Genomic DNA, 16,029 nt, shown 5'->3' on the forward strand with positions numbered 1-16,029 from the left:
ACTAGCAATCACCATTATATTAATGCTTTTATGCGAAAATATTAAATTAAAATCGTATAACTTATTTATTCTAGGCTTAAAAAAGACAAAAATTAACACTAAAAGTAATCTTACCACTGCCTTGCTGTTAATGGCGATGTTCATTTTAATGTTATTGCTCGTATCTCTGGATAGCAACCAAACTAATGCGTCACAACTACTAAAATATGGATCCATAGTAACAATCGTTGGAGGTATGACTGCTGCTTTTATTATGAAAATTTCTAAAGAGTTAGCTATTAAAAACCTATCCGCCACATTAGTGGTTTCTCTTAGGTTTTATGGTTTATTAATCATTTCCTTGTTGGCATTAATCATTTCAAACCCCACACAACTTTTGGTTAAACCAATGCTACTTGTTGAATTGTTTACACTCGCATTAACTTCAATGGCTTTACCCCTTTTCTTATTACAAAAAGCCTTAAAAACATTAAGCCCTTTATATGCTTCAATCATCATAACAGCCATTCCCGTGTTAACTTATTTCCTTCAGCTTATTACGGGCTATTATACCTTTTCTTCTATAAAATTGGGAATTACAATCTTATTCTGCATAACACTACTCTTTTTGGCCTATAAAAAGAAAAAGTAGTCCTGCATTCACTTTTACAATTTACACCTGCTTAAATAACTCATTCCCAAATAGGAGTAAAAATAGACACCTGAACTATAATACGATTTACTAACAAAAATTTCGCATATATGCTGAATTATTATCAGTAAATCGTATAATATAAAAAATAACAATTATAATTTGTACCGAACGGTCTGTTTGTTTATTTTTATAGTATGAATTACAAGCATAATAAAGAAAAAGTAATCAAAAAAGGCATGGAACTATTTTGGTCTAAAGGCTTTCACAATTTGGGGGTTAATGAAATATGTAAAGAAACCGGAATGACCAAAGGTGCTTTTTATAATTCTTTTAAAAGTAAAGAAGCTTTTTTACTCACTACTATTAACTCCTACGGGGAATTAATTGTAATTCATTTAAAGAATGAATTAGATAACAGCGAATTGTGTGCCTTTGATAAATTGGTTGAATTGTATAAAAATATGCTTACTGCACAAACAGAAAATAATTATAAAGGTTGTTTAGTCAATAATACGATGTCCGAAATGGGTGCTACGAACAATACTGTTGCTGATGCATTAAGCAAACAGTTCACTAGTTTTTTAAAAGTTATTGAGCCAATAGTAAGCGAAGCACAGCAAAATGGAGATTTAATCCGTACTATTAGCTCAAATACATTAACAGAGATAATACATACCACGTTTTTTGGTTTCTTGACAAGATCAAAAAGCACAAAGAATTCTGGTCATTTACTTATACTTATGACTTCATTTATAAATTCATTAAAACCTAATTCCAATGCAAACAATTCATAAAATATGGGATACTTATAGAACTTGTTGGGCTAATAGTAACGCTATTCAAAGAACCGAAAAATTGAAAACAATCCTAACTGATGACTTTGAATACAGTGATCCTAATTTTGAAGTTAAAGGATATGTGCAACTATCTGACTACATGCAACAATTTCAAGAACAATTTGAGGGAGCTTCATTTATCACCAATGAAATAAATACCCATCATAACAGATGCTTAATACACTGGAGTATGATTAACAGTACTAATGAAGTTATTAGCAATGGATCAAGTTTTGTGTTTTACGAAAATGATAAGCTGAAACAAATAACTGGCTTTTTTAAAGAAAGTGGATCCTAAGAAATATTAAATATGCTTAATCCATAATTTGAAATTGATTAAGCATATTTAAATAACAGCTATAAAGTCACAGTATGTATTGCCCAAGTACATTATCGATAAACCCACATTACGAACTATCAACTTTGTCAAATAAATGAGACAATACAGACCGACCTAATATATGAATAAGAGAATTTAAAACTCGTTTAGCAAGTTTACAATTTCAGAAAAACTAAGGCGCTGTTTCACCTCAGGTCGGGTACAATTGACAATTAATTCCTGGTATTTATTATATAAAATAGTATTACTTTCTTTTTCACTAACAAGATCTAATACTTCTTCTAACAAACATCCAAAGGCACTTACCTCAACACGCTCAATGCTATGAGAAATAGCTGAATTAACATCATAAAAAGAACCCGCTCCAAAATCTCCTAAAAGGCAATTGGCATTTTTATTTATCAATATATTATGTGCATAAAGGTCTCCATGAGTAATTCCTTTTTCGTGTAGCTGCAAACACACCGAAGCAATACTTTTAGCTATTTTTAATAACTCCTCAAAGTTAAAAGCACATTGTTCATCATACACATCTCTAGTGCAGGTTTCCAAACTTGGCGGATTCCCTAGGTTCACATAATCGGCAGGAATTAATTTCATTATCAAACCATTCTTCCCACCTGGATGTGCTTTAATTTTTCCTAAAATTGGAATCAAGTTTTTATGCAAACCTGCAGCAATACATACTTGCATTTCATCTTCGGGCCATCCATCACTTGTTACATCTCCTTTAAAAACTTTAATGGCAACATCTTCTTTTTTTGAATTCCAACTTGCTTTCGATATCAATCCCGAAGCCCCTTCTCCTATGCGTTCTTTAATAGTAAAACCTTTCCAATCAAATGCTTCTAAATCATTTGACAATTGAATTTGATGAGAGGCAGGGTTCCCCTCAAATGCTACCCAAGACAACTTAGGCAACTCAAATAACCACTTAGGAATCTCCTTTAATTTGTTTGCCGAAATTCTCAGTAATTCTAAATTTACGCATTGCGCCATTTCAGCAGGTAATTCTTCTATTTGGTTACCGGCTAACCCACATTTTTGAAGTAAACTCGCATTCCCTATACTTTTTGGTAATTTTTGCACCTTATTATCGGTTAAAATTAACCATCTTAATAATGGAGGGAATGCATTCTCAGGTACTTTTTGAATTTGATTGGATTTAAAACCAATCATACTCAAGCTAGAGCACTCCTTTAATATCCTAGGAAATTCGGTGAAATTATTATGAGCAAAAAAAATGATTTTTAAATGCTTAAGCTTAGAAATGCTATCCGGTAATGTAGTTAATTTATTATCTGATAAATCTAGTACTTCCAACGTTTCCGAAAGACTAATAATTTCTTCAGGAAACTCCTTTAAGCCACAGGCCAATTTTAAGCTTTTTATCCCCTGTAATTGTCCTGATTTTAATTCCTCTAAAGTATGTGTCATAGTTTAAAAATGATGATATGTAAATTTAACAAGAATAGTGTAATAGAAAATCTATTTCGTTATGAAGTTCTCTAAATATAATTTTAAGAAATCATACCGCAATACAAAATTTAAATATGTCTTATAAAGAAATTGATAATGTGAAACCTGCTTTATTTAATCAATTCACATCATCGTTCATATACACTAACTATTCCAGATTTGTAATTAACAACATAAAGTTGTTCCTTATAAATTAACATATCGGTAGGTTTTTTAATAGCTTCTGTTATTTCTTGAATTAGCTCATTTTCAAGAGAAACTACAAATACATGACTATTTTCAAAATCTGTAATAAACAGCTCCTTGTCTGCAACATAAATCCCCGTAGCAGCATTAATCCCTAAATTTTGCCCTAACACTTTTACAAACTGACCTGATTTATCAAATACTTGTACACGATGGTTATAGGCATCAGCTACAAAAATGAACTCTTTGGTTATATGTACATCTGTTGGGTAATTGAACTTGCCTTCGGTGGTTCCTTTAGCGCCTATTTGTAACCAACTCGTTCCATTAAAAAAATGTACTGTGTTGCTATAAAAATTAGCTATAGCCATTTCCTTTCCTAATGTAAAAACTCCTGCAGGAGCATCCAATTTAGGAATATCACTTAAAAAAGCTTTCTTTCCTCCGGTATATGTCGAAATCGTATCTCTTCCATATTCTGGAATCAAAATTGTGTTTTCAGAAACCGCTATGTGCATAGGGCGATCAAAATCAACAAGCTCTTTTTCTATTTTTCCATCTTCGTTAATTTGCACTAACCTATTATTATCTCCATCCGACAACCACAATTGATCATTTAAAACTACTAAGCCAATAGGACCTACGTTGTCTAATTTTATTTCCTTTTTTAATTGCCAATCTTTTTTTGTTTTTGAGCATCCTACAAAAACTATACTAAGCAAAAAACAACTTATAATTAACCTCATTCTAATGCGATTTTAAATTCGGGTTATTGTAATAACAACATACCGGCAAGGCTTCATAAACCTCTTTGGGAGCTGTTATTTTTGCAGCATCATGCCCCGCTAAAGCTATATTTTTAGCAATTTTTTTAACAGAAATTTGCTGTCTATCGAAAGCTACTTCAAGCATTTTTGTTTCCACATTCCAAAACGCTTTTTGAACACCTTTTGTAGACAAAGCGGCTGATTCAATACGTGCTTTACACATTTGACAATTCCCTTTAACATGAACCGTTTCTGTAATCAATTGATCACTATCGGCATTTGAATTTACAGGAACCTCCAAGGTTTCCACAGCTCCATTTGAGCGTGTAATTTTTGCTGTTTTTGGTGTATAACCCGCTTTTTTAACCTGATTAACCACAGCATCCATTGTTAATTGTTTTTCTGTTGGATATTCAAATTTAAAATCCCCTGTCTGAATTTCAATTTGCACCTTTTTTATTCCCTTAAATTCTTTGAACTTTTTTTCCAATCCATAAGCACAAAACGGACAGCCTAGCCCATCTACTTGAATTTGAAATTCATCCATACTTTTTTGAGCCGTAGCTGTTATCACAACCAATAAGCTTATAAGTAAACTATTTATTATTTTTTTCATAATTACTAATTTTTTAAAATGTGTAACGTGTTCCTAAAAAAACACTAAACTCTAATTTTCGTCCTTGAACAACATCATTAACCAGTGGCATTTGCACTGCTGCTTCCCAGGTAATATTTTTTAATGCATACTGTACCCCTTGTGCATACAGTAGTTGGTACCAATCTCGGTCCAACAACCAACTATTCGTATATTCAAAATATAAGTTAAGCTGCTTATTTGGATATTGTGGTTTTAAAAGCGGCAAACCAAAACCCAATTTCATTCGGAGTTCATCCAAATCGGCATTAGGCGACCAGTTATATCCCAATTCACTCGAAATACCATATTTTAAAGTTTCATAACCTGCCACCAAGCCATAATAGCCTTGATATTCTTTAGTACTTTGTCCTATTAAATCGATGCGTTTTCCAGTAGGTAAGGTCTGTAAGGTTTTAGCCACCATTCTAAAGGTTTTTCCTGTTTGATCTTTCCTAAAAAACTGATATTTCCCTTGTAAAATGATATCTGCTAATGCTGTTTCGTTAGACAATCCTTCCAAATTATAACTCACTAAAGGAATATGCAGTGCCACCAATGAGTTTGAGGTAGGCAAATAATGCATCATTACAGGTGCATAAGTGCTTGTTCCTCGCTCCGTGGTTCTAATCTCGGTTAATGTTTTTACGGTAAAACTTTTTCCTCCGAGCATAATTGGTTTGTCTGCCGTAATAGGTGGTCCTTGTGCAAAAGCTTTACTAACTAGCAATGACACAAAAACAATGATATATGTTTTCATTTATTTTAATATTTGACACATCCATAATAGTCCAAATCACTCGTGTTATAAACTATTAGAAATACTATTGTTTTTAATTAGACATATACCAATTAAGCATTAAAACGACATAAAAATAAGTGCTATTTTCCTAATTAATACATTACAAAATGTTTCCGTAGCTTGAGCTATGCAAAAATTTAGCGTCTTGTACCTAGAAAAATATCCTATTATTTTAAAATATCTTTTTTAAACTTAATTGATATTATTTTTCATATCCCTTAACGGGAGAAGAAAAACAAATTCTTAAACCAGATTATGCAGAGTAACTTTGTTATGAGTATTGAAAGCTCAATAAAATCAAGTGCTTTCTTAATTTTAGCATAGCACTACTATGCTTAATTAAAAAAATACAGTGAATACCGAGATTCCGATACGGAATAGATTTTCTATTGTATGCTCTGGTGCTGATTGAAACAATAAATCAAATACGAAATACTTGAAAAAGCACACTCCTATCCCGAAGCAGTAAGGGAGGTGAATAATTTAAAAAGGGAACATTAGTTTGGGTTGCTACATACTCAAAATTGTCATTAACAAAGTGAAATTGAGTATGTAACAGTGACTTTGTTACATCAAAATCAACAGGATCCTTTTTTTGAAGCAGCTCGTTCTGAGCTTTTTTTTCGATATGTTTATTACTACAGCATGACTTTTTTGAAACGCTAGTGATCTTTTTAATAGCCTTTGAAGCTATTGTAGATGAACAGGTTTTAACGCTATCTGTAAAACTGTAAGCAATTAATTGTTCGCCACAAAAATGCGTACTAAAACTTAGCGAGCTTGTCGCCAATACCACCAGCAAGGCTAGTAATAGAGCACTTATTTTTTGAAAAACTTTTTTCATCACATTACAAAAATACGAAAAACAAAATTCCCAGATAGCTTATTTTCCATCGTATAAGATTCTTTTTCCTGTAGGTTATATAAATAACGACAAAAATCAGTCCACATTACATTTTTATAAAATTGACAAATACAATTTCTGGTTTTTTAGTTGGTTTGTTTAAATTTGCTCCACATTGCGTAAGGGGTTGCAGCGGCATCCTTTTTTATTTTTTGCCTTTATTTATTGTATTCATTGGCAAAAAATAAAAAAGATATAGCGGAAGACCCGACCCGATAGGGGTACGCCCAAATAACAAAACAGCATGTTACAAGTAGCATTAATTAAAGATAATTTTGAAGCCTACATTAAAGCACTTCAAAAACGAAATATAGACGCCAAACCTTTACTTGAAAAAGTACTATTATTAGATGAAAACCGAAGAGGTACGCAAGCTAGTATGGACGAAAAATTGGCTGAATCCAATAAATTATCCAAAGAAATTGGCATGCTATTTAAAAGTGGTGAACAACAAAAAGCCAACATTTTAAAGGAAAAAACGGGACAATTAAAAGAAGCTACCAAATCACTAGCTGAGCAACTAAATAACATCCAAGAGGAATTAAATAGTTTATTATATACTATTCCGAATATTCCTGATGAATTGGTTCCTGCCGGTAATACTGATGAAGATAACGAAGAGGTGTTTGCCGAAGGTGAGGTTCCTAAATTACATGATGCTGCCTTACCGCACTGGGAATTAGCAAAAAAATATGACCTTATTGATTTTGAATTGGGGGTTAAAATTAGTGGCGCTGGATTCCCTGTTTACAAAGGAAAAGGAGCGCGACTACAACGTGCTTTAATTAACTACTTTTTGGATAAAAATACAGCCGCTGGCTATAAAGAAGTACAAGTACCTCACTTGGTGAACGAAGCCAGTGGGTATGGTACTGGGCAATTACCCGATAAGGAAGGGCAAATGTATCATGTTACTGGAGATGACCTTTACTTGATCCCAACTGCCGAGGTTCCTATTACAAACATGTTCCGCGATGAATTAGTTAAAGAAGCTGATTTACCAATTACCTATACAGGTTACACGCCTTGTTTCCGTAGAGAGGCTGGATCCTATGGTGCCCATGTACGTGGTTTAAACCGTTTACACCAATTTGACAAAGTGGAAATTGTTCGTGTTGAAAAACCTGAAAATTCATACGCTGCTTTGGACGGCATGGTGGAGCATATTAAAGATATTTTACGGGAACTTAAATTACCTTACCGTCTATTACGCTTGTGTGGTGGCGATTTAGGTTTTACTGCTGCTATTACTTATGATTTTGAATTATTTTCGACTGCTCAGGATCGTTGGTTAGAAATTAGCTCTGCATCAAACTTTGAAACCTTTCAAGCAAATCGTTTAAAATTACGTTTTAAAGATACCGATGGTAAAAATAAATTGGCTCATACTCTTAATGGAAGCTCATTGGCTTTACCTAGAGTTTTGGCCGGTATTTTAGAAAACTACCAAACCGAAGATGGCATTAAAATACCTGAGGTTTTAGTTCCTTATTGTGGTTTTGATATGATTAATTAACGATTGATTTCATATTCGCATAAAAAACGTACGCATTTTGCTATCTTAGCTTTATGCGTATTTTTTTTGCTTTTATTTTCTTTTTTGGGATACACTTGGGTTATACTCAAAATATTCAAATTGCTCGTAATTATTACGAGCAAAGTAAGTTTGAAAAAGCTTTGGCTAGTTATGAAACTATCTACAGCAGAACACCATCAAACTCACAAGCTGTCATTGGTTTAGCTAAGTGTTACCGCCAATTAAATCGTTCCAATGATGCAATAAGTCTTTTGAACAAAAACCATCAAAATAATCCCAAACAATTAATTTATTTAGTGGAACTAGCAGTGACTCATAACCTAAATAGTCAAGCTGAAAAAACTGAAGCAACCTTTAATAAAATAATTACATTACTGCAAGACAATCCTAGAAGTGGTAGCTACATTGGCAATGCTTTACAACAATACAATTTGCTAAAACCTGCTATTGCATGCTATAAAATAGCTATGGAACAAAATGCAAATTTTGTATATGATTTGGAAATTGGACGTATGTATGGGGAACTAGGCGATTTTGGAAATATGTTTTCGAGTTACTTAGATTACATTATAAAAAAGCCAAACTATATCGGTCTTATTAAACGTAGAATGGACGAGTTCATTTCTGAAGATCCGGAAAACGAGACCAATATCATTTTCAAGAAAACACTTCTTAAAAAAAATCAAATAGAACCTGATATATTGTATAACGAACTATTGAGCTGGTTATTTGTACAGCAAAAGCAGTTTAGAAAAGCTTTTTTACAAGAAAAGGCGATCTACAAAAAAACAGACGATGGCATACCTCAACTTATTAATTTAGCCTTTACTACTCGAAAGGCTAAAGCTTATGAAATTTCCAAAGAGATCCTAAATTTTGTTATTGACAATACCGAAATTGAATCTTTCAAAGTAAATGCGCATAGGGAATTAATGCAAATTAGAACTGAAACTAGTTCGCCGATCAATTATGCTGGCATTAACAAAAAATACTTGGATTTAATTGAGCTTTATGGAAATGGCCGATACAACATGGGGATTCTCCTTGATTATGCACGCTTTGTAGGCTTTAAACAAGATAAAAAAACAGAAGCTATTAGTTTTTTAAAAAAGCTACTAAAAAGAAATCTACCTAATATTCAAAAGGCCAAAACCGAAATTTTATTGGCGGATATTTTAGTACTAAATGATAAATTCAACCAAGCTTTGGTACATTACACCAAGGCCGAAAAAAGAGTTAAAGGCGATCCTCTTGCGCAAGAAGCACGTTTTAAAATAGCTAAAGCAAGCTACTACAAAGGGGATTTTGATTGGGCCAAAACCCAACTTAACGTATTAAAATCGTCCACCACCCAACTTATTGCTAATGATGCCATGCAACTGGCTTTAGCTATTGAGGACAATACCAAAGAGGATGATTCCTTATCTATTGTTGCTTTAAAATTATATGCTAAAGGGGAATTATATACTTTTCAAGAACAAACCCAAAAGGCTATTGACAGCTACCAACAAATTATAGATAAGCACAAAGGCAACGAAATTGAAGATGAAGCACTTTTTAAACAAGCAAACTTGTTTTTAAGCCTAAATGACACCGAAAAAGCTGCTGCTAATTTCGAAAAAATCATTCAATTCTTTCCAACTAGCCTACTAATCGATGACACCTATTTTATTTTAGCCAACCTTTATGTTTCCTTAGAGAAAACCGCAGAAGCCAAAAACTTGTATGAAAAAATTATTTTTAATCATGCCGATAGTATTTATTACGTAGATGCTAGAAAAAAATACCGTAAATTAAGGGGTGATGATATTGTAAATTAACCTTTATGTTCATTATTATTTTTTAATAATTGATTTATTATTGCTGGTTTTAACAAAAGTAACTCCATGAAAAAAATATACACTACAGCTGTTTTATTGGTGGTATTTTTTTCAATGCTCAACTGTAACAAAAAGCAACCTATTCCTAAAAAAAAGACCCCACAAAGTGAACGCAAACCAACTCCTATAAACACTGCTCCTATAAAGGGTTTAACATTATTGACTGAAGCTACGGGAGATTTAACTAATGATGGAATTCCCGAAAAAATTAATGTGTATGATACTCAAAAGGAAACTGATTTTGGTACGGAAAGACTGATCCATATTTTAAAAAAAAATGACACTAAATGGGTCTTATGGAAAAAATCAATTGGTCCCATATTACCAAGTGCTCATGGAGGAATGCAGGGAGATCCATTTGAAGGTATTTCAATAGAACGAAATTGTATTGTAATTCATCATTCTGGCGGGAGTCACCAAAAATGGAGTTATACCCATAGGTACCGTTATCAAAATAATGAATGGCAATTGATTGGTGCTACCACGCATTTTGGGGCTGCTTGTGATTATTTTGAAACTTATGATTATAATTTATCAACAGGCAACATTAATTACAGGAAAGAAATTGAAAATTGTGAAACAGCACATACTAAAATTGAAGAGCAACAATTCTATAAAAAATTAAAATCACTCCCCTTAATGGATGGGTTTTACCCTGGAAATAATGAATTAAAACTCCCTAATACTGACCTGCTTATTTTTTACTAATGAAGTCCTTTAACCCAAATTATGCATTAAAAAATCTATTACGTCTGCGATCTACTTCAAATACTATCGTAAACTGTATTTTTTAATTTAACCATAACGGTGCTATGCTGAAATTAAGAAAACACTAGTATTTATTGTATATCTCAGCCTCATGACAAAGTTTCAATGCATAATTCGGGTTTAAAAATATTGTCCTATTCCAAAAACAAAACCATTAGTTGCATCTTTGGAAACGCCATAACCATAATCAATTCTGAACGTCGCATTAAATATTTTTTTATGAATAAATCGAAGCCCTAGCCCTGGGTATATCCTAAAATTATCTGGATCGGAAAAATCACTAAAGTCTCCTTTAGGGTTACGCCAACTACCTGCATCAATAAAGGCATTACTTTGTAAAATAAACCAATCTTTTTCATACAACGTATGTCGGTACTCTGTATTTAATACGATAACTCCGGTTCCCCTATCAATAGTATTCCCTACTCCTCGTACATTAATATTGTTATCAACCGCAAAGGGAGCAAACGGCGAATCATCATTTGTTGCTAAGCCCATACGTAACCTGGAGGCCCAATTCCCCTTTCTATTCACTCTACGGTAATAAAAAAAGTCATTCCACCCAATAATAAAACTAGGCAGCACACCTTCGGTACTTTTTACATATTGGAAATTTAATAAACTTTTAAAACCCGATACATATTGAAAATTATAAGTTAAGTTATTGTATTCATAAATAAATTTATATAGTAACTTATCTACGTTAAAATCTGTAGGCACATTGGAATCTGTTGCGCCATTTAGGTACAAATAATCTTCGTTAAAATAGTTCGCTCCTACCTCGACACGATTAAAAAAATTAAATTGATACAAGCCTAATAATTCATATGAGGTATTATTGTATTTATATTCCGCTGTTCCGTTATTTAAAAAAACAGGTTCCTGAGTAGTCAAATTACTGTAATTAAAAGATAGTCCTAGCTTAGTACTAAATAAAAATGGAGCTCTAAAACTAGCTCCGAAAGAATCAAAAACATCACGTTGGTACCATCCTCCTGTAGTAATATTTTTACCTAATAAATTAAACTCAAACAAACTTACTCTAAAAGCAAATTCATCTTCATCGGTAGTATACACATTAGCTCCAGGTATTAGTGTAAAATTTTCAACAATAGTAAAAAATATATTGTACCCTCCTTCATGTTTTTCTATTTTGTATTGCGCATCAGCTATTGCGGGCAAGCGTATTAAACGTTTCTTATCTTGTGCTACCTCTGCTTCATTAAACTCACTACCTACATTAGTATGAATCACTTTTAACAAAGCTGATGTCTTTGTTTTTTTGTTACCAATAAAGTCTATTCCTGTTACTACACTTGTCTGTCCTTGCAGCAAAAAGCAAAACAACAAAAAACAACATATCGATAACCGCTCTCTCATACACATATACTCGTTTTTATTTGCAATAGTAAACAAAAACAATTTCACACTAAATAACTAAAAGCCATTTCAACAACTACAAAGTATATAAACCCAAATTATACATTAAAAAATCTATTCCGTCTGTAATATACAATGAATACTAACGTTAACTGTATTTTTTAATTTAACCATGGCGGTGCTAAAATTAAGAAAACACTAGTATCCATTTGTATATTACAGACTCATAACGAAGCTCTAACGCATAATCCGGGTTGAAATGGCTTTACTTTTACTAAACTTAAAATCTATTTTTTTAAAATAAGGCTCTTAATCCCAAACTAAATGTTTGACCTAATCCTTGAAAACTTTCACCACGTACAAATTTACCGTACGATGCCTCTAAATTAACAACTCTGGTTACTTGGTATTTGGCACCAAAACCTAGCTGCGTCCCATTTTGTGAAAAATTTTCTCCTCCAGCAGATTGAGGGTTATCAATCCCTATTAAAAAGGCTTGTTGAGCATTTATAAATACTGTTGATTTTGACGATGGAAAATAACTTAAAAAAGCACTAATAGGCAGAAACAAACTATCTCCTGCAAATCTTTCTGATGAATTTTTATCATTTGCTACATTTTCTCTGTTATCTCCAAAATTAAATTTAAAATCTATCTCGGTAAATAACTGCCACTTATTAGCTCCAAAAGTTCGGTCATAAAAAAACTTTGTATCCCAAGCAAAACTACGTTGATCTAAAAACGAATCAACTCCATCATCAGCAGCGGCATCTGCCTTATCTTCAAAAACAGGAATAAAAAATGAACTTGTAAATGAAAAATTTCCAATATTTTTAAAAGGCTGCACTCTTATTGATGGCGCAATAGTTGACAAACCAGATCTTCTATCATTTCTATTATCCTCAAAACTGAATACATCTAGTGGTGATTGCCCATTAAGGGCATTTGATCGTACCTGAAAAATAAAACCTACGTTTATTCTAGATGTATTACTTATACCTGTAAAAATTTCAGTGGTATTTGTAAAAAAAGTTTGCCTTGTAATATCTACTTTTTCAGAACCTGCATCAGTTTGCTCAGTTTGGGTGTAAATACTGTTAAAAAACTTAATATCCCATTGTCCTTTCTTTAATAACTTTGATGGAGTAAAAGTTTGTATGTTGGAACCTGATTGTTCCTCTTCTTCTTGCGCTGTTACTGCCGCAGACATAAAGGCAATACTTACCACTGCCAGCATTTTTTGTGTTAGCTTCATAATCTAGTTTTATTTATAATATTTTGGGGTTTAATTCGAATTAGGCATTAAAAATCTATTCCGTATCGAAGTTTTAATGCCTATTTCGAGCTTAAGCTTTATTCAAAGACCAATCGTAGGTATAAAATGAAAGTTTAGATCCTTCTGGTAATTTTGTTGTTCTGTATGTATTGATAAACTTAAATACACCACCTGCCGATTTAAAATCCTTGTCATACCACTCAAAAATTTGAGAGATCTTCGTTTTTTTACCATCAACTCTAATAAAATTAGGGTCATTTAACGCTAATTTAGTTTGCGTTGTCAACTGAGTATCTAAGGTGCTTGGCTTGTACGCTTTTGCTATTATTGGAGGACAACCTAAACCTGCGCAAACTAATACAAAATGAAAGCGCGCTTCATTAGGAAAAGCTTTAAACAATATGCCTTTTTCTATTCCATTAAGACTTACTTTTTTTCCCGCAATAGTGTAATTTAAATTATCGAAAAAACCGCCTATATTTGTTGGGGATTTTGTAGGATACTTATCAACGATTCCTTTTATAACCGATAAATTATAAGCGTTTATGTAAAATGCCTGAAAGTCTTTCGTATTCGACTTTGACACTTTGGCTACCGCCATCATATCAATAAGTTCATTTAATGATGAGCTATCTGCTTTTATTTTGTCATAATGTACACGTCCGTTGGACACATAGGTTTTAAAAAATGCATCTGCCTTTTCAAAAAATGAAGTATTTCCTTGTGCTATCCCTAATTGAGCAATAAATAACGTGATTAATATAAGTATCTTTTTCATTGTGTTTTTTTAATATTGAAAATTTATTTTCACCCCATTTAGTTCGAATTGCATCTATTTAACTTACACGTCATTTTATTATTTCGTAAAAATACCATTAAACATTAGCTGTTTTTTTCTTCAAAGTTTATTCTAGAACCTCTTTTTTAATAGAAACTATTCTTTACTGTTTCCCTATACACAATTGCTTACCTTTGCAACAAAATCAAGCTTTATGTATATTTTTAATATCACCACTAATATTTCCGAAGAAATTGAAAAAGAATGGATTGCGTGGATGAATGATACTTTTATTCCTGCAATGCTTGCTACAAAAAAATTTAGCAAAGCACTCATGACTCAAGTTGAAGTTGAAGAAGAAATGGGCGGTATTACCTACAGCACTCAGTATTTTACCGATAGTAAAACGACATTAGATACTTTTTTTAAAGAAGATCAATCCAATATACTTCAAAAACACACAAAATTTAGAGGGCAATATGTTGATTTTAATACTACACTAAAAGTGATAATTGAACACTAATGGAACGACGACCAAAAAAGAAAAAAAAGTACCATAAAGATGATTTTAAAACGGCCACTACTTCGCCCGTAAAGGCAAAAAAACATTTAGGTCAACACTTTTTAACCGATGAGTCCGTTGCCCAACGTATCGGTGAAACACTTACAAACAATGGGTATGACAATGTTGTCGAAATTGGTCCTGGAACAGGTGTTTTAACTAAATACATATTAAAAAATGCGATCCATTTAATTGCCATGGATTTGGATACCGAATCTATTGCTTATTTAAATGAAAATTTTAGTATTGAGCATGCATCTAAAATTAATAAAACGGCTTCATTCAAAGTAATTGAAGCTGATTTTTTAAAGTTTGATTTAGCCAGTCTTTTTAACGGAGCTCCCTTTGCTATTACTGGTAACTTCCCATACAATATATCATCACAAATTGTTTTTAAAGCCATTGAATTCCGTCATTTAGTTCCCGAATTTACAGGAATGTTTCAAAAAGAAGTTGCTCAGCGTATTTGTGAAAAGGAAGGCAGTAAAGCTTACGGAATTCTATCCGTACTTACGCAAGCCTATTATAATGCTGAGTATTTATTTACGGTTGGACCTGAAGTTTTTAATCCTCCTCCTAAAGTAGACAGTGGTGTATTGCGTTTAACTCGAAAAGAAGACTACGATCTACCTTGTGACGAAAAATTATTTAAAGCCGTTGTCAAACAAGCTTTTAATCAACGTAGAAAAACCTTGAGAAATAGTTTGAAATCTTTTGAAATACCCGAAGAAAAAACAGAAAACAATATATTACAAAATAGACCAGAACAACTATCCGTTGCCGACTTCATTAAACTCACGCAACTCATTGAACGTATTTGACGTATTTGATTGCACTAAATACTAGTGAAACTTAGTAATAGAAATTATAAAAAAAGCAGCATCACTAAGTTTGGCAGCCACCGTTACATTTGGTACAAAAGTGATAAACGTAAAACTAAATTATTAGTTGCATTGGGAGTTACCGATTTTAAAGCGGATATACTTGCATTAAATCCCTGAGCGTTTTCAAAAGTGGTTTGCTCTAGTGATTTGTTCCTTTATTTTCTGTTTTTCATTAAGTTTAACTATTTTAACAAACTGATTAACATATACATAAAACCAAAACTCTTCTCAAAAACAAGCACTTAAAATGACTAGAATATTAATTTGCCTACACGAACTCAAAAAATTGAATCCAATATACCCCAATAATCAAATTTTTAAGAATGAAAAAACCTTTACACTTTAGCATAAGTAAGTATCTTTGCTAACAGTTTTACACCCC

At 32.5% G+C, this 16,029-nt stretch carries 16 protein-coding genes; 8 read left to right on the top strand and 8 right to left on the bottom strand.

Annotation, left to right across the window (positions count from 1 at the left end):
• The 3 genes from KQA_RS18735 to KQA_RS0208340 form a co-directional block, all read left to right on the top strand.
• Positions 1-631: hypothetical protein (locus tag KQA_RS18735; protein WP_010180010.1), on the top strand; the 631-nt coding region annotated here is incomplete at its 5' end.
• A 197-nt stretch (positions 632-828) separates the two neighbouring features.
• Entirely contained in the window at positions 829-1,428 is a 600-nt protein-coding gene (locus tag KQA_RS0208335) for a TetR/AcrR family transcriptional regulator (RefSeq protein WP_029209523.1), read from the top strand.
• Positions 1,412-1,768: a nuclear transport factor 2 family protein gene (locus tag KQA_RS0208340; protein ID WP_010180013.1), complete on the top strand. Its 357-nt coding sequence runs from the start codon at positions 1,412-1,414 to the stop codon at positions 1,766-1,768. The genes KQA_RS0208335 and KQA_RS0208340 overlap by 17 nt, the downstream gene beginning before the upstream one ends.
• A gap of 177 nt (positions 1,769-1,945) precedes the next feature.
• Here the strand turns inward: KQA_RS0208340 and KQA_RS0208345 are convergent, their stop codons facing one another.
• The 5 genes from KQA_RS0208345 to KQA_RS0208365 all read right to left on the bottom strand — a co-directional run bounded on the left by KQA_RS0208345 (position 1,946) and on the right by KQA_RS0208365 (position 6,522).
• Positions 1,946-3,247 (bottom strand): leucine-rich repeat-containing protein kinase family protein, encoded by a 1,302-nt coding sequence (locus tag KQA_RS0208345; protein WP_010180015.1) that lies wholly within the window; start codon positions 3,245-3,247, stop codon positions 1,946-1,948.
• A 170-nt stretch (positions 3,248-3,417) separates the two neighbouring features.
• Positions 3,418-4,221 (bottom strand): NHL repeat-containing protein, encoded by an 804-nt coding sequence (locus KQA_RS0208350; protein ID WP_010180017.1) that lies wholly within the window; start codon positions 4,219-4,221, stop codon positions 3,418-3,420.
• 1 nt (position 4,222) lies between these two features.
• Positions 4,223-4,858 carry a heavy-metal-associated domain-containing protein gene (locus KQA_RS0208355; RefSeq protein WP_010180020.1) on the bottom strand — a complete coding sequence of 212 codons (636 nt, stop codon included), beginning with the start codon at positions 4,856-4,858 and terminating at the stop codon, positions 4,223-4,225.
• Positions 4,859-4,871: 13 nt separating this feature from the next.
• On the bottom strand, positions 4,872-5,636 hold the full coding sequence (locus KQA_RS0208360; RefSeq protein ID WP_010180021.1) for a hypothetical protein: 765 nt from the start codon (positions 5,634-5,636) through the stop codon (positions 4,872-4,874).
• A 463-nt stretch (positions 5,637-6,099) separates the two neighbouring features.
• Positions 6,100-6,522 (bottom strand): HYC_CC_PP family protein, encoded by a 423-nt coding sequence (locus KQA_RS0208365; RefSeq protein WP_010180023.1) that lies wholly within the window; start codon positions 6,520-6,522, stop codon positions 6,100-6,102.
• Positions 6,523-6,826: 304 nt separating this feature from the next.
• Between KQA_RS0208365 and serS the strand changes: the two genes are divergently transcribed.
• The 3 genes from serS (at position 6,827) to KQA_RS18740 (ending at position 10,707) form a co-directional block, all read left to right on the top strand.
• Positions 6,827-8,098, top strand: coding sequence for a serine--tRNA ligase (serS, locus tag KQA_RS0208370; protein ID WP_010180026.1), 1,272 nt, complete (start codon positions 6,827-6,829; stop codon positions 8,096-8,098).
• A 53-nt stretch (positions 8,099-8,151) separates the two neighbouring features.
• Positions 8,152-9,939 (top strand): tetratricopeptide repeat protein, encoded by a 1,788-nt coding sequence (locus KQA_RS0208375; RefSeq protein WP_010180028.1) that lies wholly within the window; start codon positions 8,152-8,154, stop codon positions 9,937-9,939.
• A gap of 66 nt (positions 9,940-10,005) precedes the next feature.
• On the top strand, positions 10,006-10,707 hold the full coding sequence (locus KQA_RS18740; protein ID WP_010180029.1) for a hypothetical protein: 702 nt from the start codon (positions 10,006-10,008) through the stop codon (positions 10,705-10,707).
• Positions 10,708-10,887: 180 nt separating this feature from the next.
• Here KQA_RS18740 and KQA_RS0208385 read toward each other — a convergent pair whose 3' ends face one another.
• The 3 genes from KQA_RS0208385 to KQA_RS0208395 form a co-directional block, all read right to left on the bottom strand.
• A complete protein-coding gene (locus KQA_RS0208385; protein WP_010180031.1) occupies positions 10,888-12,147 on the bottom strand; it encodes a POTRA domain-containing protein in 1,260 nt (419 codons plus the stop codon).
• 295 nt (positions 12,148-12,442) lie between these two features.
• Entirely contained in the window at positions 12,443-13,402 is a 960-nt protein-coding gene (locus KQA_RS0208390) for a hypothetical protein (RefSeq protein WP_010180033.1), read from the bottom strand.
• A 91-nt stretch (positions 13,403-13,493) separates the two neighbouring features.
• Entirely contained in the window at positions 13,494-14,201 is a 708-nt protein-coding gene (locus KQA_RS0208395) for a DUF547 domain-containing protein (RefSeq protein ID WP_010180037.1), read from the bottom strand.
• A gap of 214 nt (positions 14,202-14,415) precedes the next feature.
• Here KQA_RS0208395 and KQA_RS0208400 point away from each other — a divergent pair, with 214 nt between their 5' ends.
• Positions 14,416-14,724 (top strand): DUF4286 family protein, encoded by a 309-nt coding sequence (locus KQA_RS0208400; protein WP_010180039.1) that lies wholly within the window; start codon positions 14,416-14,418, stop codon positions 14,722-14,724.
• The gene (gene rsmA / locus KQA_RS0208405; RefSeq protein ID WP_010180042.1) at positions 14,724-15,584 is read left to right on the top strand and encodes a 16S rRNA (adenine(1518)-N(6)/adenine(1519)-N(6))-dimethyltransferase RsmA; all 861 of its coding nucleotides are present in this window, start codon (positions 14,724-14,726) and stop codon (positions 15,582-15,584) included. Before KQA_RS0208400 ends, rsmA begins: the two co-directional genes overlap by 1 nt.
• Positions 15,585-16,029: the final 445 nt, after the last annotated feature.

The organism is Aquimarina agarilytica ZC1 (genome assembly GCF_000255455.1).
Taxonomy (GTDB): Bacteria; Bacteroidota; Bacteroidia; order Flavobacteriales; family Flavobacteriaceae; genus Aquimarina; species Aquimarina agarilytica.

Coding starts and splice junctions, on each gene's coding strand:
- KQA_RS0208335 (WP_029209523.1), top strand. CDS start 829: ATGAATTACAAGCATAATAAAGAAAAAGTAATCAAAAAAGGCATGGAA.
- KQA_RS0208340 (WP_010180013.1), top strand. CDS start 1,412: ATGCAAACAATTCATAAAATATGGGATACTTATAGAACTTGTTGGGCT.
- KQA_RS0208345 (WP_010180015.1), bottom strand. CDS start 3,247: ATGACACATACTTTAGAGGAATTAAAATCAGGACAATTACAGGGGATA.
- KQA_RS0208350 (WP_010180017.1), bottom strand. CDS start 4,221: ATGAGGTTAATTATAAGTTGTTTTTTGCTTAGTATAGTTTTTGTAGGA.
- KQA_RS0208355 (WP_010180020.1), bottom strand. CDS start 4,858: ATGAAAAAAATAATAAATAGTTTACTTATAAGCTTATTGGTTGTGATA.
- KQA_RS0208360 (WP_010180021.1), bottom strand. CDS start 5,636: ATGAAAACATATATCATTGTTTTTGTGTCATTGCTAGTTAGTAAAGCT.
- KQA_RS0208365 (WP_010180023.1), bottom strand. CDS start 6,522: ATGAAAAAAGTTTTTCAAAAAATAAGTGCTCTATTACTAGCCTTGCTG.
- serS (WP_010180026.1), top strand. CDS start 6,827: ATGTTACAAGTAGCATTAATTAAAGATAATTTTGAAGCCTACATTAAA.
- KQA_RS0208375 (WP_010180028.1), top strand. CDS start 8,152: ATGCGTATTTTTTTTGCTTTTATTTTCTTTTTTGGGATACACTTGGGT.
- KQA_RS18740 (WP_010180029.1), top strand. CDS start 10,006: ATGAAAAAAATATACACTACAGCTGTTTTATTGGTGGTATTTTTTTCA.
- KQA_RS0208385 (WP_010180031.1), bottom strand. CDS start 12,147: ATGAGAGAGCGGTTATCGATATGTTGTTTTTTGTTGTTTTGCTTTTTG.
- KQA_RS0208390 (WP_010180033.1), bottom strand. CDS start 13,402: ATGAAGCTAACACAAAAAATGCTGGCAGTGGTAAGTATTGCCTTTATG.
- KQA_RS0208395 (WP_010180037.1), bottom strand. CDS start 14,201: ATGAAAAAGATACTTATATTAATCACGTTATTTATTGCTCAATTAGGG.
- KQA_RS0208400 (WP_010180039.1), top strand. CDS start 14,416: ATGTATATTTTTAATATCACCACTAATATTTCCGAAGAAATTGAAAAA.
- rsmA (WP_010180042.1), top strand. CDS start 14,724: ATGGAACGACGACCAAAAAAGAAAAAAAAGTACCATAAAGATGATTTT.